Here is a 21,896-nt window from a genome sequence, read left to right on the forward strand (position 1 = left end):
GAGGCGGCAATGGCATGCCGGTTGAAGGGGCTGCAGCCCCGCCAGACACTGGGGCGCGCAGCCCCGCAAGAACCGGCCGGGGGAACCCCGGCACCAAGGTATAAGGCGGGCCCGTTCAGGGCTCCAAGAACCAGGGGCAGAAAAGCCCCGCATATTGAGGCGCTTCGTGGTGAGTAAGTCGAGCAGGGCACTCCCGAAAGTCGCGGTGCTGATGGGCGGACCGTCAGCCGAACGCGAGGTATCGCTGTCCAGCGGCCGTGAATGCGCGGCCGCTTTGCGCGGTGAGGGGTTCGAGGTTGTTGAGGTGGACGCAGGCCGGGATCTGCATGCGCGCCTGGCAGAGGCAAAGCCGGATGTGGTGTTCAACGCGCTGCACGGGCGCTGGGGCGAGGACGGCTGCGTCCAGGGTCTGCTGGAGTGGCTGGGCCTGCCCTACACCCATTCCGGGGTGCTGGCCTCGGCGCTGGCGATGGATAAGCAGCGCTCCAAGGAAGTCTACCGGTCTGCCGGGCTGCCGGTGGTGGACAGCGGGCTTTATGGCAAGGATGAGGTTACGGCCGGCCACGTGATGGCGCCGCCCTATGTGGTGAAGCCCAACAACGAGGGTTCCAGCGTCGGCATCTATATCGTGCATGAGGCCGCCAACGGCCCGCCGCAGCTGTCGGAGGAGATGCCGCAGCAGGTGATGGTGGAAACCTACGCGCCGGGGCGCGAGCTGACCACCACCGTGATCGGGGACCGGGCGCTGACGGTGACCGATATCCTGACCGACGGCTGGTATGACTATGATGCCAAGTACAAGCCGGGCGGCTCGCGCCATGTGCTGCCTGCGGACCTGCCGCGGGAAATCCACGACCTGTGCCTGGAATATGCGCTGAAGGCGCATGAGGCTTTGGGCTGCCGCGGTGTCAGCCGCACCGATTTCCGCTGGGATGAGACCCGCGGCGCCAGCGGCCTGGTGCTGTTGGAGACCAACACCCAGCCCGGCATGACGCCGACCTCGCTGGTGCCGGAGCAGGCGGCTTTCTGCGGCATGACCTTTGGCCAGCTTTGCGCCTGGATGGTGGAGGATGCCTCATGCAATCGCTGAAGGGGCGGTTCCGCCGCAGCGCAGAAGGGCGGGCGGACCCGGCGCCGTCGCGGCTGAAGTACCGGCTGCAGCGCTGGATGCTGACGCCGGGTATCCGCTTCGGGCTGCGCTTCGGAGTGCCGCTGTGCCTGGTCCTGGCGGCCGGCAGCGCCTATCTGGCGGATGAGGGGCGCCGCGACACGCTGCAGGGGCTGGTCAACGATGCCCGCGCCGCCATTCAGGAGCGGCCCGAGTTCATGGTCAAGGTGATGGCGGTGGACGGGGCAGGCACCAGCGTGGCCCAGGATATCCGTGAGGTGGTGCCGCTGGATTTCCCGGTCAGCTCCTTCGATCTGGATCTGGAGCAGATCCGCGATGTGATCACCGGGCTGGATCCGGTGAAATCCGCAAGTGTCAGGATCCGCCCGGGCGGCATCCTGCAGGTGGATGTCGAGGAGCGCCAGCCGGCGCTGATCTGGCGCAGCCGCGAGGGGCTGGCGCTGCTGGATGAAACCGGCACCCATGTCGCCGAGCTGGGCCGCCGCAGCCTGCATCCCGATTTGCCGCTGATCGCGGGCAAGGGGGCGGCCGGGCACGCGGCGCAGGCGCTGCGGTTGTTCGCGGCGGCAAAACCCCTGGGGCCGCGGCTGCGCGGCCTGGTACGTATCGGCGAACGGCGCTGGGACTTGGTGCTGGACCGCAAGCAGCGCATTATGCTGCCAGCGGAAAATCCGGTGCGCGCTTTGGAGCGGGTGCTGGCGGTGAGTGAAGTTCAGGATTTGCTGGAGCGCGATGTGGCAGCGGTGGATATGCGTCTGGCTGGGCGCCCGACCATCCGCATGTCCGAAAACGCAGTGGAAAACTGGTGGCGCATCCGGCAGTTGAATGGGGGCGGGCAGTAACATGACAGATCTCTATCAGTCGCAGCGGGCAATGCGGCAGATGCGCCGTCAGGCGATGCAGCGCGGCGTGGTTGCGATTCTGGACGTGGGCAGCTCCAAGATCGCCTGCCTGGTGCTGCGGTTCGACGGCACCGGCCGCCTCAGCGAGGACGGCTCGATCGGGGCGCTGGCCGGGCAGTCGGGCTTCCGGGTGATCGGCGCCGCCACCACGCGGTCGCGCGGGGTGCAGTTCGGCGAGATCACCGCCATGCAGGAGACCGAGCGCGCCATCCGCACCGCCGTGCAGGCAGCGCAGAAGATGGCCGAAGTGCGGGTCGACCACGTGATCGCCTGTTTCTCCGGCGCCAATCCGCGCTCTTACGGGCTGGACGCGGCGCTGGATCTTGAGGGCCAAGTGGTGTCGGAGCATGAGGTCGCCCAGGTGCTGGCCGCCTGCGAGGTGCCGGAATACGGCGCGGGCCGCGAAGTGCTGCATGCGCAACCGGTGAATTTCGCGCTCGACAACCGCTCCGGCCTGGCCGATCCGCGCGGCCAGATGGGGCAGACCCTGGCGGTCGACATGCACATGCTGACGGTCGATGCCATCGCGGTGCAGAACCTGGTGCGCTGCATTCAGCGCTGCGATCTGGAGCTGGCGGGGATTGCCTCGTCGGCCTATGTGTCCGGCTTTTCGGCGCTGGTCGAGGATGAGCAGGAGCTGGGCGCGGCCTGTATCGACATGGGCGGCGGCTCCACCTCGATCTCGATCTTCATGAAGAAGCACATGATCTATGCCGACGCAGTGCGTCTGGGCGGCGATCACATCACCAGCGACATCTCGATGGGGCTGGGGGTGCCGCTGTCCAATGCGGAGCGGATCAAGACCTTTTGCGGCGGCGTCCATGCCACCGGTGCCGACGACCGCGACATGATCGACATCGGCGGCGATACCGGCGACTGGGAGCATGACCGCCGCACCGTCAGCCGGGCGGAGCTGATCGGCATCATGCGCCCCCGCGTCGAGGAGATCCTGGAAGAAGTGCGGGCGCGGCTGGATGCGGCCGGGTTCGAATACCTGTCCAGCCAGCAGATCGTGCTGACCGGCGGCTCCAGCCAGATCATGGGGCTGGACGGGCTGGCGAGCCGCATCCTGGGCCAGCAAGTGCGCCTGGGCCGGCCCTTGCGGGTGCACGGCCTGCCGCAATCGGCAACCGGGCCTGGCTTTGCCTCTGCTGTGGGCTTGTGCCTGTTTGCGGCCCATCCGCAGGATGAATGGTGGGACTTCGACATGCCCGCCAGCCGCCATCCGGCCGGCACCCTGGGCCGCGCCGTGCGCTGGTTCCGCGAAAACTGGTAATCCGAACTCAATTCCACCGTCATGGTCAAAGAGGGCGTGACAGCGCCGGAGGGACCCGTTAAGTTGTGCTTAACGTCCGCGAAAAGCGGCGAGTCAGCAGGCCGGGCAGTGGCCAGCCAGATACCAGTCAGACCTTCTCCCGCACTCGGCGATGTGCGGGTGCTGCTGCTGTGTTGTGTGTGGCTTGTGCTTAAACCGCAATATCTGCTAGGGACGGCGAAATACCGCGATTTGGTCTTAGAATGAGACCTTATTTTGTGGCACAAAGTGCTTTTTGGGATGACGAAACATCCCCTCCGCGGTAAGATTATGGTGAATAGGACAGGAATAAGCCCTTTGCGGGAGGGCGGGTAACACAGGCGGTAAGAGCATGACGTTGAATCTTTCGATGCCCGGGCAGGAAGAGTTGAAGCCGAAGATCACGGTATTTGGTGTCGGCGGGGCCGGCGGCAACGCCGTCAACAACATGATCGAGAAAGAATTGGACGGCGTTGAATTCGTCGTGGCCAATACCGACGCGCAGGCGCTGCAGCAGAGCGCGGCCAAGGCCCGCATCCAGCTGGGTGTGAAAGTGACCGAAGGTCTGGGTGCAGGCGCCCGCCCGCAGGTCGGCTCTGCCGCCGCTGAGGAAAGCATCGAGCAGATCGTCGACCACCTGGCCGGCGCGCATATGTGCTTCATCACCGCGGGCATGGGCGGCGGCACCGGCACCGGTGCGGCGCCGATTATCGCGCAGGCCGCGCGGGAACTGGGTGTGCTGACCGTCGGCGTCGTGACCAAGCCGTTCCAGTTCGAGGGCCTGAAGCGGATGCGCCAGGCTGAGGCCGGCGTCGAGAGCCTGCAGAAGGTGGTCGACACGCTGATCATCATCCCGAACCAGAACCTGTTCCGCCTCGCCAACGAGAAGACCACCTTCACCGAGGCGTTCTCGATGGCGGATGACGTGCTGTACCAGGGCGTCAAGGGCGTGACCGACCTGATGGTCCGTCCGGGCCTGATCAACCTCGACTTTGCCGACGTCCGCGCGGTGATGGACGAGATGGGCAAGGCGATGATGGGCACCGGCGAGGGCGAAGGCGAAGACCGCGCCGTGCAGGCCGCCGAGAAGGCGATCGCCAACCCGCTGCTGGACGAGATCAGCCTCAAGGGCGCCAAGGGCGTGCTGATCAACATCACCGGCAGCCACGACCTGACCCTGTTCGAACTGGACGAGGCCGCCAACCGCATCCGCGAGGAAGTGGATCCGGATGCCAACATCATCGTCGGCTCTACCCTGGACACCGGCATGGAAGGCCGGATGCGGGTCTCCGTCGTTGCCACCGGCATCGACGCCACCGACGTGAACACCGATATGCCGGTGCCGCGCCGCCCGATGTCGGCACCGCTGCGCCAGACCGTTACCGTCGAGGAAACCCGCGCCGCGCCGCTGGAACTGCAAACCCCGGTTGAAGCGCCGCGGGCCGCGGAGCCCGCGCCGGCGCCGCAAGCCGCAGAGGCCGCCGCCACCCTGGAAGAGCCGTCGCTGTTTGAAGAGCTGAACGTGCAGCAGGCCGCCGCGCAAGAGCAGTCCGACGACGTTTTCGAAGAGCCGGAGCAAATGGGCGACGACGGCCTGCCGCCGCCGGCCTATCGGCCGCAGGTGCCGGAATTCCGCCCGCAGGCGGATACCGCCACCCAGCAGCCCGACGTCTTTGTCGCGCCCAAGGCACCCGCACCGGGCACCCCGTCGCCGCAGGCGCTGGAGCGGCTGCAGGCGGCTGCCCAGCGGGTTCAGCAGCCGCACGCCCAGCAGCCGCGCCAGGTGGCGCCGGTTTCGCCGGCACCGCAGCAGCAGCACCAGCACCAGCAGCAGCCCGAGGGGCAGCGCCGCTTTGGCCTCAATTCGCTGATCCACCGGATGACCGGAACGGCCGAAGCTCCGGCAGCGAAGCATCAGCCGCAGGCCGTGCGCCAGCAGCCCGCGATGCAGGCGCCGGCCCCCTCGGCGCAGCCGCAGCAGGCCCAGGCACATCAGCCCGATCCCGACCAGGAACGCATCGAAATCCCCGCTTTCCTGCGCCGCCAGGCAAACTGACGCATCACTTATCACGCTGAAGAAAGCCGCCTTGGGGCGGCTTTCTTTGTTTTTTATCAAGGGTTTGGGCGGATCTGAGCGGTGTTTTGCCTATCTGTTACAGCCATGTTTCAAACCGTTACAAAGATTGAGTTGTAGGATTTTTTCCAAAACCTTAACTCTCTTTCGCAACACGGCCCGTGAGGCCGGACATGGTGAAAAGAGGCACAACGTGCAGAATACGCTCAAGGCATCGGTGGCATTTGAAGGGGTCGGCCTGCATTCCGGTAAGCCCGCCCGCATGGTCCTGAACCCGGCTCCGGCGGGGCATGGGATCGTGTTCAAACGCACCGACATTGCATTGGGCAACACCGTGGTTCCGGCGCGCTGGGACCTGGTGGAGCGCAGCCCGCTCTGCACCCGGCTGGTCAACACCTCCGGCGTCAGCGTTTCCACCGTTGAGCATGTCATGGCGGCCCTGGCCGGCTGCGGCGTGCATAATGCGCTGATCGAGATCGACGGCCCGGAAGTGCCGATCGTGGATGGCTCCTCAGCGCCGTTTGTGCGCGGCATCATGAAGTATGGTGTGCAGCGCCAGGGCGTCCCGGCGACCGCTTTTGAGGTGCTGAAGCCGGTGACTGTCGAAAAGGACGGCGCCCGCGCCACCCTGCTGCCGTCGGACCGGCTGACCATCGAATTCCACATCGACTTTGCCGAGGCCGGCATTGGCCGCCAGAGCAAGGTTCTGGACATGCGCAACGGCAGCTTTGCGCGCGAGCTGTGCGACAGCCGCACCTTCTGCCGCCAGGCGGATGTCGAATCCATGCAGGCCAACGGTCTGGCCCTGGGCGGTGTGCCGGGCGAGAACGCGGTTGTGTTTGACGGGGACCGTGTCGAGAGCGGCGCGGGCCTGCGCCACTCGGATGAGCCTGTACGCCACAAGATGCTGGACGCCCTGGGCGATCTGGCACTGGCCGGGGGGCCGATCTTGGGGCGCTACGTTGGCGAGCGCGCGGGGCACGCGCTGACCAACACCTTGCTACGCGCTCTGTTTGCGGAGCCCGGCGCGGTCCGGGCCGTCGCCTGCGATGCGGCGATGACCGCACGGCTTCCCGGGCAGGGGCTGATCTGGTCGGAAATCCCGTCGGAACAACGCCGCGTGGCATAAGGCAGAAAACCAGGAACGAGCGGACAACTGGCCCGGGACCCCCTTGTCCCGGGTCTTTTCCTGCGGCCGGAAGGGCGGCGCCGGGGGCGTGCCTTCCCGTACAGCCTTGACCGCAGGCCGCTTTCTCTGCCAAGTGAGCGCGGAAGTGGCGAAAGGCGTTTTGCGCGCCATTCGAATGTGCTAGAGACGGCATAACCGGGGCGGACACCCGTAAGTCAATGACGGTGAGGTTAGGCACTATGAACGGCATCAGGGCAGGAGCCAGAACCCTCGGCGCGGTCGTTCTGATGGCGGCGCTAGCGGCCTGCGGCGGCGACGGCGGCGCGGTCAAGCGCGGCGACTCGGTCGAGGCCTATTCCCCCGATCAGATCTATGAACGCGGCGAGTTCGAGCTGGCCAACCGGCGGCCCAAGGATGCGGTTTATTATTTCGCCGAGATCGAGCGCCTGTACCCCTATTCCGAATGGGCGAAACAGGCGGTGATCATGCAGGCCTTTGCCTATCACTCCACCCGGGATTACGAGAACAGCCGCGCCGCCGCGCAGCGGTTCATCGACTTTTACCCGGCGGACGAGGATGCGGCCTATGCCCAGTACCTGCTGGCGCTGAGCTATTACGACCAGATCGACGAAGTGGGCCGCGACCAGGGTCTGACCTTCCAGGCGCTGCAGGCGCTGCGCACGGTGATCGAGGTTTATCCGGACAGCCAGTATGCCACCTCGGCAATCCTGAAATTCGACCTGGCCTTCGACCATCTGGCGGGCAAGGAAATGGAGATCGGGCGCTACTACCTGCGCCGCGGCCACTATACCTCTGCGATCAACCGCTTCCGGGTGGTGGTGGAGGAGTTCCAGACCACCAGCCACACGCCGGAGGCGCTGCACCGGCTGGTCGAGGCCTATCTGTCGCTGGGCCTGACCGCTGAGGCGCAGACCGCCGCGGCGATCCTGGGGCACAACTTCCAGTCAACCGAATGGTATGAGGACAGCTTCAGGCTGCTGACCGCGCAAGGGCTCAAGCCCAAGGACCGCGGCAACAACTGGCTGAGCCAGATCTACCGGCAGACGGTGAAAGGGCAGTGGCTGTAACGGCTGCTGCGGTAATGGGGCGGGGCAATGCTGCGCGCGCTTGATATCCGGGATATCCTGATCATTGACCACCTGGAGCTGAACTTTCAGCCCGGGCTCAATGTGCTGACCGGCGAGACCGGGGCAGGCAAATCCATCCTTTTGGACAGCCTGGGCTTTGTGCTGGGCTGGCGCGGCCGCGCCGAGCTGGTGCGCCAGGGGGCCAGGCAGGGCGAGGTGCTGGCGGAGTTTGAGCTGGCTGACGATCATCCGGCCCATGCGATCCTGGAAGAAGCCGGGCTGCCGGGCGGCGACAGCCTGATCCTGCGCCGGGTGAACACCGCCGACGGGCGCAAGACCGCCTGGGTCAACGACCGCCGCTGCTCGGGCGAGGTGCTGCGGGCGCTGTCGGAAACCCTGGTGGAGCTGCATGGCCAGCATGACGACCGCGGCCTGCTGAACCCGCGCGGCCATATGGCGCTGCTGGATCAGTATGCGGGCACCCAGCAACTTCTGGCCTCGGTGCGGGCGGCCTGGGCTGCGGCGGCCAAGGCGCGCAAGACGGTGGCGGCCACCCGTGCCGCACTGGACGCCGTGCGGGCCGAGGAAGAGTTCCTGCGCCATGCGGTTGCGGAGCTGGACAAGCTGGATCCGCAGCCGGGCGAGGACGAAACACTGGATGTCCGCCGCCGTCAGATGCAGGCGGCTGAGCGCATCCGCGGCGATATAGCCCGCGCCCATGCGCTTCTCAGCGAGGGCGCCGAGGCCGCCATGGGCGAGGCGCAGCGCTGGCTGGAGGGCGTCTCTGGCCGGGAAGACGATACCGGCCTGGACGAGCCGCTGGCGGCGCTGAGCCGCGCGATGATCGAGCTGGGCGATGCCCAGGACGGGGTCGAGCGGGTTCTGGACAACCTGGACTTCAACCCGGGCGAGCTGGAAGACTGCGAGGAGCGGCTGTTCGCGATCCGCGCGCTGGCACGCAAGCACGGGGTGCAGGCGGATGAGCTGGGAGACTACGCCGAAACCCTGCGGTCCAAGCTGGCGGCGCTGGACGCGGGCGATCAGAACCTGGCCGACCAGGAAGCCGCGCTGAAGGCAGCGGAAGATGCCTATGCGCAAGCCGCCAAGCAGCTGGGCGCCGTGCGCCGGCAGGGGGCGGCGGCGCTGGACAAGGCGGTGATGGCGGAGCTGGCCCCGCTGAAGATGGAGCGGGCGGTGTTTGAGACCCGCATCACCACGGCAGAGCCGGGGCCGGATGGCACCGACGCGGTGGCCTTTACCGTTGCCACCAACCCCGGCGCGCCCGCGGGGCCGCTGAACAAGATCGCCTCGGGCGGGGAGCTGAGCCGCTTCCTGCTGGCGCTCAAGGTCTGCCTGCGCGGTGAGGACGCCAGCAAGACGCTGATCTTCGACGAGATCGACCGAGGTGTCGGCGGCGCGACGGCGGATGCCGTGGGGCGCCGCCTGCGCAGCCTGGCCAGCGCGGGCCAGGTGCTGGTGGTGACCCACTCGCCGCAGGTGGCAGCCCTTGGCGGCCATCACTGGCAGGTGCGCAAGCAGGTGGTCGATGGCATGACATTGTCACAGGTGGTGCCGCTGGATGGCACCGAGCGTGTGGATGAGCTTGCCCGGATGGTGTCCGGTGATACCATCACCAACGAGGCCCGCGCTGCAGCCCGCGCATTGCTGGCCGGATAACCCGCCGCAAAACCTGGCCGGGTGAGGGTTCTTTAACTGGCGTCATGGCAGTTGTAGGCCATTGATAACAAAAAAGACCCGCTGACAGGTTATGGTGCAAGAAATACTTTCGTCCCTTTCCGCAATCTCCCTGCAATGGCTGGCCGGCCTGAAAGACATCTGGCGGGTGCTGCGCCATCGCGGCCCCAGCCAGTTTCAGTTCTGGCTGATCGCGCTGCTGATCGGCATTGCCGCGGGCTTTGCCGCGCTGTTCTTCCGCAAGGGGATCGCGGCGCTGCAGGCCTGGGTCTATGGCGCGCCCGATGTGGATTATCTGCACAGTTTTGCGCAGGGTCTGCCGTGGTATGTGCTGGTGACGATTGCGGCGGGCGGCGGGCTGGTGGTCGGCCTGATCCTCGACCGCTTCACCCCGGACGGGCGGGTGCGCTCGGTCGCCGATGTGATCGAGGGCGCGGCGCTGCACGACGGGCGCGTCGAGCACAAGGAGGGGCTGGCCTCGGCGCTGGCCTCCTTCATCACCCTGTCGACCGGCGGCTCCTCGGGGCGCGAAGGGCCTGTCGTGCATATGGCGGGGGTGATCTCCAGCTGGGTCAGCAACCGGATCAATGCTGATGGTATCACCGGGCGCGACCTGTTGGGCTGTGCGGTGGCGGCGGCGGTGTCTGCCAGCTTCAACGCGCCGATTGCCGGCGCCCTGTTCGCGCTGGAGGTGGTGCTGCGCCACTTCGCGGTCAACGCCTTTGCGCCGATCGTCATCGCCTCGGTTGCGGGCACCGTGATCAACCGGCTGGAATACGGCGATGTCACCGAATTCACCCTGGTCACACCCGGCGCGCTGCAGTTTTACGTGGAGCTGCCGGCCTTCCTGATTCTGGGACTGATCTGCGGCCTTGTGGCGGTGGTTGAGATGCGGGCGATCTTCTTTGCCGACAAGGTGGGCAGCAAGGTGCAGGCGCGCCTGTGCCTGCCGCGCTGGCTGCGCCCGGCGGTCTCGGGTGCCATGCTGGGGGGGATTGCGGTCTGGTATCCGCACATCATCGGTGTCGGCTATGAGACCACGGTGCTGGCGCTGACCGGCGGGCTGCTGCTGGGGGAGGCGGTGATTTTCACCGTGGTCAAGACCGCCGCCGTGGCGATCACCATGGGCGGGCGCATGGGTGGCGGGGTGTTTTCGCCGTCGCTGATGATTGGCGCGCTCACCGGGCTGGCCTTTGGCCTGATTGCGACCTCGGTGCTGCCGGACGTGTCGGGCACCCATACGCTTTACGCCTTTGCCGGCATGGGGGCGGTGGCCGCCGCGGTGCTGGGCGCGCCGATTTCCACCACGCTGATCGTGTTCGAGCTGACCGGCGACTGGCAGATCGGCCTGGCTGTGATGGTCTCTGTCTCGATGTCCACCGCGCTGGCGTCGCGGCTGGTGGACCGGTCCTTCTTCCTGACCCAGCTGGAGCGGCGCGATATCCACTGCGCGGCCGGCCCGCAGGCCTATCTGCTGGCGCTGATCCGCGCGGGTGCCGTGATGCGGCCGATGGGCGACAGCCGCTGCGCCAGCCTGGAGGACTGCCAGAAGCTGGCGGAGGAAGGGCTATGCATCCGCGCCTCCGCCTCGCTGGAGGCCGCGATGCCGGTGTTCGACCGCGCCGACGTGCCCTATCTCCCTGTGATGATGGCGGAAAACGGCACCGAGGAGATTATCGGCGCGCTTTACCACGTGGATGCGCTGAAGGCTTATAACCGCGCCCTTGCCGCCACGGCTGCCGAGGAACATAGGTAAGACGCACGAAAGACCAGCCAGCGCCTGCGGACCCGGGGTTTCACTTGCAGGGCAGGGCGCTGCGCCCTGTGGTCCGGAATGCGCCAGGGGGAAATTGGCCCGGATCTTCCCCGCATCTGTGAGAAATCCGCTACAGGTAAATAGAAAGTTAAGATTTGCATTGCCCAGCGGCTGAGCCTTCTACAACACTGCAACCATAACATAGCAAGACTTACTCACTTCGGTAGGAAACTCATGCGCAAATTCGAAATCGGCCCGCAAGAGGCTGGTGCGAAAAATAAGGCGAGCGAGCGGGAAAATGAACGGGCGGCCCTGGAGGCGGTGATCAACTATGCGATCCAGTGTGCCCGGGAAACGGATATCCTTGGCGCAGGCGATGCGCTGGAGGAAGCCAGGCTGAATCTGAGCCGCGCCATTCTCACCTAGCCCTTATCTTTCGCAACCCCGCCGTATCGGCCTCCGCCCCCAGGGGGCAGAGGCGCTGCTGTGCTGCTGCGGCAGCCGTTGGCTTGCCGCAGGGCGCGCCGCACCAGGCTCCGCCGCCTCCGCACCGCTATCTAACCCCTGGCGGAGCGCCGGCACCAAAACACCGGCGCCAGGGCGCCGGTGCGAGCCGGATTGCAATCTGCATCCTGAAACCTGAAACAGGAACCGCACGCTGGCGGCGGCGCAGGGCCGCCGCAGCCGGGCAGGCGGGTCAGACCTGTTCGACCTTGACGGAGTCGCTCAGCACAAACGCTAGATGGCCCTTGATCTCTGCTGCATCCTCCTTGGGGTTCTCATAGCTCCAGGCCGCGTTTTCGGTGACCGAGGATTTGTTGGCGATCGAGAAGTAGCTGGCCTCGCCCTTGTGCTCGCACCGGGTGGTTTTGCTGGTGCGGTCCAGGAACGCCATGGCAATGTCGTCGCGCGGGAAATAGATGACCGGATCCAGACCGCCCTCCGACAGCTCCAGCGCATTGGAAGTTTCGCCCAATACGGCGCCGCCGGAACGGACGACCCAGGTGCCTTCGGCCTTACGGATACGGATATTTGTCATGCGTGATTTCCCACTTTCTTCATTCGTGTCATCTTTTGTTCAGTCTATGTAACAGCCGGGTGTCAGACCCGGGTCACAAAGGCGCGGTTGCGGCATCAAGCCACGCCTGCGCGGCGGGGCTGAGCTGCGGTCCGATCTTTGCTGCAACCTCCCGGTGATAGCTGTCGAGCCAGTCTTTCTCGTCCGCTGTCAGCAGGGAGGCATCCACCAGCCGCCGGTCTACCGGGGCAAAGGTGAGCGTGCGCCAGCACAGCATGTCGCGCTCCGGGTCGCTGGTGTCAAGGGCCGGGGCCTGCTCAGCCACCAGAAGGTTCTCGATGCGGATGCCAAAGGCGCCTTCGCGGTAGTATCCCGGCTCGTTGGACAGGATCATGCCCGGTTCCAGCGGCACATGGCTGGTGCGGGCCAGCCGCTGCGGCCCTTCGTGGACGCTCAGATAGGCGCCGACGCCGTGGCCGAGGCCGTGGTTGAAGTCCTGCCCGGCCAGCCACAGCGGCATCCGCCCGATGCACTCGATATCGCGGCCCGCCAGCCCCTTGGGCCAGCGCAGCCGGGACATCGCGATCATGCCCTGCAGCACGCGGGTATAGGCGGCGCGCTCTTCCCCGCCGGGGGTGCCGATGGCAATGGTGCGGGTGATGTCGGTGGTACCGTCCAGATACTGGCCGCCGCTGTCCAGCACCAGGAGGTGGCCGTCCTCCAGCCGGGTGTTGGTCTCTTCGGTCACGCGGTAGTGCATGACGGCGCCGTTTTCGCCGGTGCCTGCGATGGTTTCAAAGCTGATGTCGCGCAGGGCGGGGTCCTCGCGGCGCAAGCTTTCCAGCTTCTTCACCACGTCAATCTCGGTGAGGGTGCCGGGCGCCTGCGCGTCGAGCCAGGCCAGCATCTCCACAATCGCGGCGCCGTCGCGCAGGTGGGCTGCGGCGCTGCCTGCGATCTCGGCGGCGTTCTTGCGCGCCTTGGGCAGGGCGCAGGGGTCGCCCGCCGCCACCAGCCGCTCGCCAAGCGCATCGGCCACGATCTGCGGCAGGGTGCCGGTGTCTGCGGCGGCAGAGCCGTTGAGGGAGGACGCGGCCTTGAGGAAGTCTTCAGGCGGATGCACGGTGACGGAGCTGTCGAAATGGCCCTGCAAGCCGTCCAGCTTCTCTGCCGCCATGAACAGGTCCACCCGCGCGTCGCTGTGCAGGATGGCAAACCCATGCGCCACCGGGTTGCGCGCCACATCGCTGCCGCGGATGTTCAACAGCCACATGATGCTGTCGGGCAGGGTGATCACTGCCGCCGCCTGGCCGGCCGCGCGCAGGTCCTTGGCGAGGCGCGCGCATTTGTCTGCGCTGCTTTTGCCTGCATAATCCAACGGGTGCGCGGCCACCGGGTTCATCGGCGGCGCGGGCTGGTCCTGCCATATCCGGTCCACCAGGTTTTCGCTTTGCGCCAGGGTGATGCCGCTGCCCTTCAGCGCTTTCGTGAGGGATGTGATCTGCCCGGCCGCATGCAGCCAGGGGTCGAAACCGACCTTGCCGCCATTGGGGAGCTGTTCCTTCAGCCAGTCCGCCAGCTGCACCTCGGGCCAGGGCACGGGGGTGTAGTCCGCCGCCACCTGGCGTTTCACCTGGGTGCGGTAGCGCCCGTCGATGAAGACGCCGGCACTGTCCTGCAGCACGGCGCAAAACCCGGCCGAGCCGGTGAAACCGGTGAGCCAGCTGAGGCGCTCATCATGGGGCGCCACATATTCGCCCTGATGGGCATCGGCGCGGGGCACCAGAAAGCCGTCCAGGCCTTCCGCCGCCAGTTCCTTGCGCAGGGCGGCCAGCCGGGGCGGGCCCTGTTCCGGGCGGGCGGTCACATCGAAGGTCTGATACATCGGCGTCTCTCCAGCTGAAGGGCAGGGCGGCACGCGGCAGGGGATCCCGGCCGCCGTGATAGGGAAAAGGCGCGGCCAGGGCGCGCGCCTTTGTTGTCCCAGATCACCTCTGTGCTGGCAAGGGCAGCGGCGGCGGGAAACCACCGGATCTGACGGAACAGGACCGGCGGCGGCTCCCGCCCGGCCATGAGGGCATCCAGAATGCCCTTTGGCCCGTTGGGCCAAGCGCCGGATGCCAGCGGCATCCGGCGCCGCCGCGCGCGTCAGCGCGCGGCCGTGCCCAAGGCTGAGGACGGCATCTTTGATGCAGACCGACGGCGCGGGAGTGCCCCCTCGCCGGTTGCGCTGCGAGGTCAGCTGGCGCGCTTGATGCCCATCACCCGGGCGCGGGCGCGCGGGTCGCTGTCGAACAGGGCGGCCAATTGCTCGGTCATCGCACCGGCCAGCTGCTCCACATCGGTGATCGTCACCGCGCGCTCGTAATAGCGGGTCACGTCGTGGCCGATGCCGATCGCCAGCAGCTCCACCTGTTTTTTCTTCTCCACCATGGCAATCACGTCGCGCAGGTGTTTCTCCAAGTAGTTCGCCGGGTTCACCGACAGCGTCGAATCGTCAACCGGGGCACCGTCGGAGATCACCATCAGGATCTTGCGCGCTTCGGGCCGGTGCATCATCCGCCGGTGCGCCCATTCCAGCGCCTCGCCGTCGATGTTTTCCTTCAAGAGGCCCTCTTTCATCATCAGGCCGAGATTGGTGCGGGTGCGGCGCATCGGGGCATCCGCACCCTTGTAGATGATGTGGCGCAGGTCGTTGAGGCGTCCGGGCTGCTGCGGCCGGCCCTCGTTCAGCCAGGCCTCTCGGGCCAGGCCGCCCTTCCAGGCGCGGGTGGTGAAGCCGAGGATCTCGACCTTCACGTTGCAGCGCTCCAGCGTCCGGGCCAGCACGTCAGCGCAGATCGCGGCGATGGAGATCGGGCGGCCGCGCATCGAGCCGGAGTTGTCCAGGAGGAGCGTCACCACGGTGTCGCGGAATTCGGTGTCCTTTTCGACTTTGAACGAAAGCGGCGTCGTCGGGTTGGCGACCACGCGGGCGAGGCGGCCCGCGTCCAGGATGCCTTCCTCGCGGTCGAACTCCCAAGAGCGGTTCTGCTGCGCCTGCAGGCGGCGCTGCAGCTTGTTGGCCAGCCGGCTCACCGCGCCCTTCAAGGGCTCCAGCTGCTGGTCGAGATAGGCGCGCAGGCGCTCCAGCTCGGCCGGTTCTGCCAGATCCTCAGCGTTGATTTCCTCGTCATGGGCGTCCTGGAACACCTTGTAGTCTGGATCGGCCTCGGAGACCGGCGGCGGGGCAGGCGGCTCCAGCGGCGCCTCGCCGTCGGGCATCTCGGTGTCCTCGGCCAGTTCCTCGTCGGCCATCTCGTCCATCGAGACCTGGGCCTGGCTCTCGTCCTGCTGCTGCTCCTGGCTCTGCTCGGGGGACGCGTCGGCCTGCTCCTCGTCGGAGTCATCCTGGCCGGTGCTGTCCGGATCCTGCTGCTCCTCGGCGTTCTCCTCGGCCTCGTCGCCCGCGTCGTCGTCCATATCGTCCGGGTCATCGCCGAGCTGGTCGCCATAGCCGAGGTCAGAGATCACCTGCCGCGCCAGTTTCGCAAAGGCAGCCTGATCCGCGATGGTCTCGTCCAGGTTCTCCAGCGTGCCGCCGGCTTGGGATTCGATGAACCCGCGCCACAGCTCCATGATGTTGGCAGCGCCTTCGGGCAGCGGACGGCCGGTGGCCAGATGCCGGATCAGATAGCCGGCAGAGGCGGCCAGCGGTGCCTCGGAGGAGGATTTCATCTGGTCATAGCCGCGCCGGATCGATTCGTTGCGGATCTTGACGTCGATGTTCGACGCGGTGCCGGGCATATGCCGCGCGCCCATCGCCTCGCAGCGGGCGGTTTCCATTGCCTCATAGAGATCGCGGGCCATTTCGCCCTGCGGCACGTATTTCGCGTGGGTGGCGTCGTCGTGGAACTTGTGGCGCAGCGCCAGTGCATCCGCGGTGCCGCGGGCCAGCAGCACCTCCTCGCGGCTCATCCGGCGGGAGACCTGCGGCAGCCGCATCGAGTCGCCCGACAGCCCCGAGGGGTCGACCGTGTAGGTGACGGTCAGCTCCGGGTCGTTGGCCATGACCTTGGTGGCCTCAGTCAGCGCCTTCTTGAACGGATCGGCGGGGTTGTCGTTGGGCTTTTTCATTTCGTCATCGCCACTTCATCAAGGCTGCAGCGTCCGGCCGCGAGATCGGCCAGGACCGACACATGCACATCCAGCGCGTCAATTACGGTATAACCTGGGTCCTGATTGTCAAAGGCCAGGTTCAGGTCGGTGCCCGCCAGGACAATTGCCTCCGCACCCAATTCGTCAACCATCCGCCGCCCGGCATCGAGCATCTGGCTCCGCTGGCCGGCGGTGCAGCTGCCGGAGACCGCCATGTCCTGGTAGGTCTGCCCCAGGGTGTCGATCTCTTCGTCCAGCGCTACGGCGCTGGTCTGGTGCAGCTGGCCGTAAACACGGGTCCGCATCACCACGCGGGTGCCCAGCAGGCCAACCCGGCGGATCCCTTGCGCCGCGAAATAGTCATCCAGCGGTGCAACGCCCGAAATCACCGGCAGGGACGAGAGCGCATTCATCTCTTCAACGCAGTAATGCGCCCCCAGCGAGGTCAGCGCCACGCAATCGCAGCCGGCGCCTTTCAGGCTGTCGATCTGGCGGGCAAAGATCTCTGCCTGCAGGGCACGTTCATCGGCCAGGTTGTTGCGGATCAGGGTCTGTATGTCACCGTGGCTGATGGTGAGATCCAGCTTGCCGCCCAGCCGGTCCACCGCAGCGGTCAGCCGCTGGTAGTAGACGATGGTGGCCGCAACGCCGATCCCGCCAATCAAGCCAATGTGCATACGGTTCGTCCTGTCTGCTTACCCCAGGCTCACGCTTGCGGCGCTTTCCGGCAGCTCTTCGTCAAAGCAGCGCTGGTAGAACTCGGCCACGGTCTGGCGCTCCAGCTCGTCGCATTTGTTCAGGAACGACAGGCGGAAGGCATAGCCCACGTCGCGGAAGATCTCGGCGTTCTGGGCCCAGTTGATCACCGTCCTCGGCGACATCACGGTGCTGAGGTCGCCGTTCATGAAGGCGGTGCGGGTCAGGTCGGCAACGGTTACCATCTGGCTGATCGTCTTGCGGCCCTTCTCGGTGTTGTAATGCGGCGCCTTGGACAGAACGATGGCGCTTTCGGCGTCATGGCTTAGGTAGTTCAGCGTCGAGACCAGCGACCAGCGGTCCATCTGGGCCTGGTTGATCTGCTGGGTGCCGTGGTACAGCCCGGTGGTGTCGCCCAGGCCAACGGTGTTGGCGGTGGCAAACAGGCGGAAGAACGGGTTCGGGGTGATGATCTCGTTCTGGTCCAGGAGCGTCAGCTTGCCGTCATGCTCCAGAACGCGCTGGATCACGAACATCACGTCGGCGCGGCCCGCGTCGTATTCGTCGAACACGATGGCAACCGGGTTGCGCAGCGCCCAGGGCAGGATGCCCTCGTGGAATTCAGTGACCTGCTTGCCGTCGCGCAGCTTGATCGCGTCCTTGCCGATCAGGTCGATCCGGGAGATATGGCTGTCGAGGTTCACACGCACCGAGGGCCAGTTGAGGCGGGCGGCGACCTGTTCGATGTGGGTCGATTTGCCGGTGCCGTGGTAGCCCTGGATCATCACCCGGCGGTTGTGGCTGAAGCCCGCCAGAATGGCCAGCGTGGTTTCCGGGTCGAACTTGTAGGTCGGGTCCAGCGCCGGCACCCGGTCGGAGCCGTCGGCAAAGCCCTTGACCGTCATATCCGTGTCGATCCCGAACACATCGCGCACCGAAATTGCTTCGGTCGGTTTCGCATTCATGTCCACAAAGCCGTCGGTCATCCCAGTCGATCCTTATCTCGCTTCCCTGCCATCAGGGTCCAATCCGCGGGATTGGTGCCCGATCTGGCGCGCGAGGGCAAGGGGAACTATGGCAGGAAGCCAGCTGACGCCGCGATTGCAGCGGAACTGGACGGACGGTTGAGGCGGCCTCACGCACAGCGCCCCCGGCCGGGCAGCAGGGGGCGCGTTTTGCCGGCGACCGCGACGCTTGGGGGGATAGGCTGCGGCCGGCACATCTTTGCCTAACCGGTGACGGCGGGCCGGGTCAAAGAAATAAAAAGTCTATCATTAGCTTTCGGCAAAAGACCGCCCATCGCCTGCGGCGCCGGGCGGCCTGCGCTGCCGGCGTCAGCGGGCCCGGGACAGGATCCGGGCGGGATCAGGCAGCCAGGGGCTGCTGGGGCAGCTCCAGACCGGTCAGAAGGCCGATCTCGCGGCGCAGGCTGCCGCCCAGATGCTCCGGCTTGGCATAAGCCAGGCAGATCTTGTCGAAAGCGCGAAAACGGATCGGCACCGCCCCTGCGGCTTTCGCCGCCGTAAACAGACCGCTCGACCGGGCCGCGCTGGCGGTGGCCTGGGTCACCGCTTCGGGGCCTTCCAGAATGATCTGCAGCGTGCCGCCGCAGCGGATCATCATGCCGGTGGCCCCGCCCTTTTGCATCGCCGGGCGGTTCTGGCTGATGAACCGGGCGATCTGCTGATGGGTGGTGCCGGGGGCGAGCTTGGCGGTGATGACGAGGCGGTGCATGGGCGGTCTCCTGTAAATTGGCGGCAGCTGTGAGGGCCGGGTGCGCTGAGGTTTCGATAAATTCAATCTAAACGAGAGAACCGGAATTTGCGCGCCAGCAAAGGTATAGAATTGCCGCCCGGCAGGCGGCAGAAGCGCGCCCGCCTATCCTTTGGGATACCCGCCTGGACCTTGTAGGGGGGACGAGGGCTGCACCGGGCGCTGGACACCGGCCCCAGGACAATCTGCCTCAGGAGGATCTCGCCTGGGAGGATCTCTCCCAGGACAAAGTAAAAGAGCGGCCCCAAGGCCGCCCTTTGCGCATCACTGCTTTGCCGGGCTTACTTGAAGCTGCGGCTGTCCTTGATCTGATCCCAGGCCCACATGACCTCCTGCAGCTGCTCCTCCTGGCTGCGGTCGCCGCCGTTGATGTCCGGGTGCAGCACCTTGATCAGCTTCTTGTAGGCCTTGCGGATATCGGCCTTGGTCCAGTCGTCCCTGGCCTCCAGGATCTCGATGGCACGGCGCTCGGTGGGCGGCAGGCGGCGGCCCGTCTTGGCGCCGCGGCCCGGGTTCTGGGTGGCATTGGCACCCAGAACCTGATGCGGGTCCTCGATGCCCAGCCGCGCCCACGCGCGGGCCTCAGGGTCGCCCATCGGCTTGGTCTGGCGCTCCCAGACCTTGTCCTTGGAGCGCTGCGCATTCAGCTCCGCTTCGGTGGTGCCCTCAAAGAAGTTCCACTTGTTGTTGTACTCGCGCACGTGCTCCTGGCAGAACCAGAAGTAGTCATCCAGCACGTCGGGCGCCTTGGGCGCGCGGAACTTGCCGGCTTCCTCGCAGCCATCCTTGTCGCAGACGCGTACGGAGGTCTCCGACGCACCGGTAGCGGCCCGCCGCCCGCGCGGGTTCTTCTTCTTGGCAGAGCGGATGGACATATCGAAGCCAAAGGGATCGGATTTGGTCATGGGGCGCACCTTCTAGACGCTTCTGTTCGACTCGGAGGCAGCAGTTTAGTCTAAGGGGCGCCAGATTGAAGGGGGCGCGCCGAAAAATTTATGGGGATGAGCGGAAAATGAACGTGAAGCAGGAAATGGAAGCGGCCTTGCAGGCGGCCTTTGCACCGAGCGCGCTGGAGGTGGTCAACGAAAGCCACAAGCACGCGGGCCATGCGGGCGATGACGGCTCCGGAGAGAGCCATTTTGCGGTGCGGATCCGGTCGGAGGCGTTCGGCGGCATGAGCCGGGTGGCCCAGCACCGCGCCGTTCACAAGGCGCTGGGCGGGATCGTGCCGCGCATCCACGCGCTGGCGCTGGATACCGGCGTCTGATCCCGAAGGGGGAGGATCAGTCCTCCCCGTCGCCCTTCTGCGCGGCCCGGTTCTTCAGTGCGGCGGTCACGCCGGACACCGGGCTGAGCTCTTCGACGCCGTCATCGGCCTGCATCCTGGCGGCTCCGGCGCCCGGAACCGGCGTGGCGCCGCCGGGAGCTTCGGGGTCGCCTGCGGTGGCAGTCAGCGGCGGTTCGCTGTGGCGGAACTCCACGGTGGTGGCGGCCTGGGCCGGAGCCTGCGCGGTTTCCGGCTGCTCCGCAGCAAGCACGCGGCGGAACACCAGGACGTTGCGCCAGTTCGTGGTGGAGCCGGTCAGCCCGGAGCGCTCCTCGCTCGGCAGCAGCTCCGCGCGCTGAAACTCCCAGCCCTCGGCCGCCATCTCGTTCAGCAGGATCTCGATCGAATTGGCAAAGCGCGCCTCGGGTGTCTTCACCCCCTTCGCCTTGGTGCCCTTGGCAGGGGCGGGCACCACCTTGTACTCAAATGCTTGCATGAACGTCTCCTGTTTCGGCCTGCAGCTTTAGCGGAAAGGCGGGAGCGGTCAAGGGCCGGAGCGGCTGCGAAGGCCCGGCGCTTCGCCGTTCTCCGGCGCGGAAAACGGCCCGGAAATCACATGCTTTCCGAGCCGGAGTTTTCGCAAAATTCCGGGTCCGTCTGCCGGTTCAGCCCTCCGCCGCGGCCATCTGCACCAGCGTCAGGCAGACTTCGGTGGCCTTGGCCATGTCCTGCACCGAGATCCATTCCAGCGGCCCGTGCACGTTCTGCATGCCGGTGAAGATGTTGGGCGTGGGCACCCCCAGTTCGGTCAGCCGCGAGCCGTCGGTGCCGCCGCGGATCGGGGTGGTGATAGGGGGGATCCCATGCGCGCGGCACGCGGCCAGTGCCAGCTCCACCGGGGTCATGTCGTTTTCCAGCCAGTAGCGCATGTTGCGGTACTGCGGGTAAATCTCGCAAGTGATCTCCGCCCGCGGTTCCGTGGCCTGCACCGCCTCGCAGACCTTGCGCAGCAGATCGCCCTTGGCCGCCAGCCCGTCCAGTTCAAAGTCGCGCAGGATCAGCTTGATTTCCATCTCAGAGGAGCCGCCGTTCATATCGGTGATATGGATGAACCCTTCGCGCCCGTCCGTGGTTTCCGGCGTCATCGTGGCCTGCGGCAGCGTCTGCACGATCTTTGCCGCCAGATGCGCGGCGTTCACCAGCTTTTCCTTGGCCCAGCCGGGGTGGATCGAGACGCCCTTGATGCGCACCACCGCGCGGTCGGCAGAGAAGCTCTCATAGACGATCTCGCCCGCGTCGCCGCCGTCCAGCGTATAGGCGAAGGCCACGCCCAGATCCTTGGGCAGCTGCTCGCCCACACCGCGCCCGATCTCCTCGTCCGGGGTGAAGGCGAGGCGGATATGCGGGTGTTTGATGTCCGGATTGGCCAGCAGATGCCGGGCCAGCGTCATCACGATGGCCACGCCCGCCTTGTCATCCGCGCCCAGGAGGGTGAGGCCCGAGGCGGTGATCAGGTCGTCGCCCTGTTTGGAAGCAAGGTAGGCGGATTTTTCCGGCGACAGCACCAGCGCGGGGTTGTCGGGGAAAGTGACGTCAGAGCCATCGTAGCTCTTGATCACCCGCGGCTTCACACCGCTCGCGTTGAACTGCGGGGCGGTGTCGACATGGGCAAGGAAGCCAATCGCCGGCCCCGGTGCGGTGGCGGGAACGGTCGCCAGAACCACGCCGTAGTCTGTCAGCTGCACATCCTGCGCGCCGATCTCCTGCAGCTCCGCCACCAGCAGGTTCAGCATATCGAACTGGATTTCGGTGCTGGGGGTCGCGGCTGAGGTCTCGTCGCTCTGGCTGTCGATGGCGGCGTAGCGGACCAGACGGTCCTCGAGTTCCTGGTCGAAAATGCGGGTCATGGGGCCTCCGGGATTTTGGCAGGAGGAAACC

Annotated in this window: 19 protein-coding genes; 10 read left to right on the forward strand and 9 right to left on the reverse strand. The window is 66.3% G+C overall.

The features are described 5' to 3' along the window. Positions 1 to 211 precede the first annotated feature (211 nt). The 9 genes from B2P87_RS10760 (at position 212) to B2P87_RS10800 (ending at position 11,493) form a co-directional block, all read left to right on the forward strand. Complete coding sequence (locus tag B2P87_RS10760; protein ID WP_244940823.1) at positions 212 to 1,090, forward strand: D-alanine--D-alanine ligase; 879 nt, start codon at positions 212 to 214, stop codon at positions 1,088 to 1,090. Next, entirely contained in the window at positions 1,078 to 1,971 is an 894-nt protein-coding gene (locus B2P87_RS10765; protein WP_058284435.1) for a cell division protein FtsQ/DivIB, read from the forward strand. Before B2P87_RS10760 ends, B2P87_RS10765 begins: the two co-directional genes overlap by 13 nt. Position 1,972: 1 nt before the next feature. Next, positions 1,973 to 3,307 (forward strand): cell division protein FtsA, encoded by a 1,335-nt coding sequence (gene ftsA / locus B2P87_RS10770; RefSeq protein ID WP_058284496.1) that lies wholly within the window; start codon positions 1,973 to 1,975, stop codon positions 3,305 to 3,307. 370 nt (positions 3,308 to 3,677) lie between these two features. Continuing rightward, on the forward strand, positions 3,678 to 5,381 hold the full coding sequence (gene ftsZ, locus B2P87_RS10775) for a cell division protein FtsZ (protein WP_141889945.1): 1,704 nt from the start codon (positions 3,678 to 3,680) through the stop codon (positions 5,379 to 5,381). Between the two features lie 211 nt (positions 5,382 to 5,592). Further along, positions 5,593 to 6,528 carry a UDP-3-O-acyl-N-acetylglucosamine deacetylase gene (gene lpxC / locus B2P87_RS10780; RefSeq protein WP_058284437.1) on the forward strand — a complete coding sequence of 312 codons (936 nt, stop codon included), beginning with the start codon at positions 5,593 to 5,595 and terminating at the stop codon, positions 6,526 to 6,528. Positions 6,529 to 6,767: 239 nt separating this feature from the next. Then, positions 6,768 to 7,616 carry an outer membrane protein assembly factor BamD gene (locus B2P87_RS10785; protein WP_058284438.1) on the forward strand — a complete coding sequence of 283 codons (849 nt, stop codon included), beginning with the start codon at positions 6,768 to 6,770 and terminating at the stop codon, positions 7,614 to 7,616. 27 nt (positions 7,617 to 7,643) lie between these two features. After that, on the forward strand, positions 7,644 to 9,293 hold the full coding sequence (recN, locus tag B2P87_RS10790; RefSeq protein ID WP_141889946.1) for a DNA repair protein RecN: 1,650 nt from the start codon (positions 7,644 to 7,646) through the stop codon (positions 9,291 to 9,293). Between the two features lie 91 nt (positions 9,294 to 9,384). Beyond that, on the forward strand, positions 9,385 to 11,067 hold the full coding sequence (locus tag B2P87_RS10795; RefSeq protein WP_141889947.1) for a chloride channel protein: 1,683 nt from the start codon (positions 9,385 to 9,387) through the stop codon (positions 11,065 to 11,067). Positions 11,068 to 11,301: 234 nt separating this feature from the next. Beyond that, positions 11,302 to 11,493, forward strand: a complete 192-nt coding sequence (locus B2P87_RS10800) for a hypothetical protein (protein WP_141889948.1) — start codon at positions 11,302 to 11,304, stop codon at positions 11,491 to 11,493. Positions 11,494 to 11,764: 271 nt separating this feature from the next. Here the strand turns inward: B2P87_RS10800 and B2P87_RS10805 are convergent, their stop codons facing one another. The 7 genes from B2P87_RS10805 to B2P87_RS10835 form a co-directional block, all read right to left on the reverse strand. Then, entirely contained in the window at positions 11,765 to 12,106 is a 342-nt protein-coding gene (locus tag B2P87_RS10805) for a DUF427 domain-containing protein (protein WP_141889949.1), read from the reverse strand. A 73-nt stretch (positions 12,107 to 12,179) separates the two neighbouring features. Next, positions 12,180 to 13,970, reverse strand: coding sequence for an aminopeptidase P family protein (locus B2P87_RS10810; RefSeq protein WP_141889950.1), 1,791 nt, complete (start codon positions 13,968 to 13,970; stop codon positions 12,180 to 12,182). Positions 13,971 to 14,323: 353 nt separating this feature from the next. Beyond that, positions 14,324 to 16,201: a cobaltochelatase subunit CobT gene (gene cobT / locus B2P87_RS10815; RefSeq protein WP_141889951.1), complete on the reverse strand. Its 1,878-nt coding sequence runs from the start codon at positions 16,199 to 16,201 to the stop codon at positions 14,324 to 14,326. Further along, on the reverse strand, positions 16,198 to 16,899 hold the full coding sequence (locus B2P87_RS10820; protein ID WP_141889952.1) for an aspartate/glutamate racemase family protein: 702 nt from the start codon (positions 16,897 to 16,899) through the stop codon (positions 16,198 to 16,200). Before B2P87_RS10820 ends, cobT begins: the two co-directional genes overlap by 4 nt. An 18-nt stretch (positions 16,900 to 16,917) precedes the next feature. Continuing rightward, positions 16,918 to 17,904: a cobaltochelatase subunit CobS gene (cobS, locus tag B2P87_RS10825; RefSeq protein ID WP_058284445.1), complete on the reverse strand. Its 987-nt coding sequence runs from the start codon at positions 17,902 to 17,904 to the stop codon at positions 16,918 to 16,920. A 379-nt stretch (positions 17,905 to 18,283) separates the two neighbouring features. Next, entirely contained in the window at positions 18,284 to 18,652 is a 369-nt protein-coding gene (locus tag B2P87_RS10830) for a hypothetical protein (RefSeq protein WP_141889953.1), read from the reverse strand. 320 nt (positions 18,653 to 18,972) lie between these two features. After that, a complete protein-coding gene (locus B2P87_RS10835) occupies positions 18,973 to 19,596 on the reverse strand; it encodes a J domain-containing protein (protein ID WP_141889954.1) in 624 nt (207 codons plus the stop codon). 107 nt (positions 19,597 to 19,703) lie between these two features. On the opposite strand from B2P87_RS10835, the gene B2P87_RS10840 reads away from it, so the two are divergent. Then, a complete protein-coding gene (locus tag B2P87_RS10840) occupies positions 19,704 to 19,958 on the forward strand; it encodes a BolA family protein (RefSeq protein ID WP_008555905.1) in 255 nt (84 codons plus the stop codon). 16 nt (positions 19,959 to 19,974) lie between these two features. Here the strand turns inward: B2P87_RS10840 and B2P87_RS10845 are convergent, their stop codons facing one another. Together B2P87_RS10845 and pepT are read right to left on the reverse strand one after the other, a co-directional pair. After that, on the reverse strand, positions 19,975 to 20,454 hold the full coding sequence (locus B2P87_RS10845; protein WP_141889955.1) for a DUF4177 domain-containing protein: 480 nt from the start codon (positions 20,452 to 20,454) through the stop codon (positions 19,975 to 19,977). 169 nt (positions 20,455 to 20,623) lie between these two features. Next, the gene (gene pepT / locus B2P87_RS10850; RefSeq protein ID WP_141889956.1) at positions 20,624 to 21,865 is read right to left on the reverse strand and encodes a peptidase T; all 1,242 of its coding nucleotides are present in this window, start codon (positions 21,863 to 21,865) and stop codon (positions 20,624 to 20,626) included. Positions 21,866 to 21,896: the final 31 nt, after the last annotated feature.

It is taken from the genome of Leisingera sp. UBA4491, assembly GCF_002388965.1.
GTDB classification, from domain to species: domain Bacteria; phylum Pseudomonadota; class Alphaproteobacteria; order Rhodobacterales; family Rhodobacteraceae; genus Leisingera; species Leisingera aquaemixtae.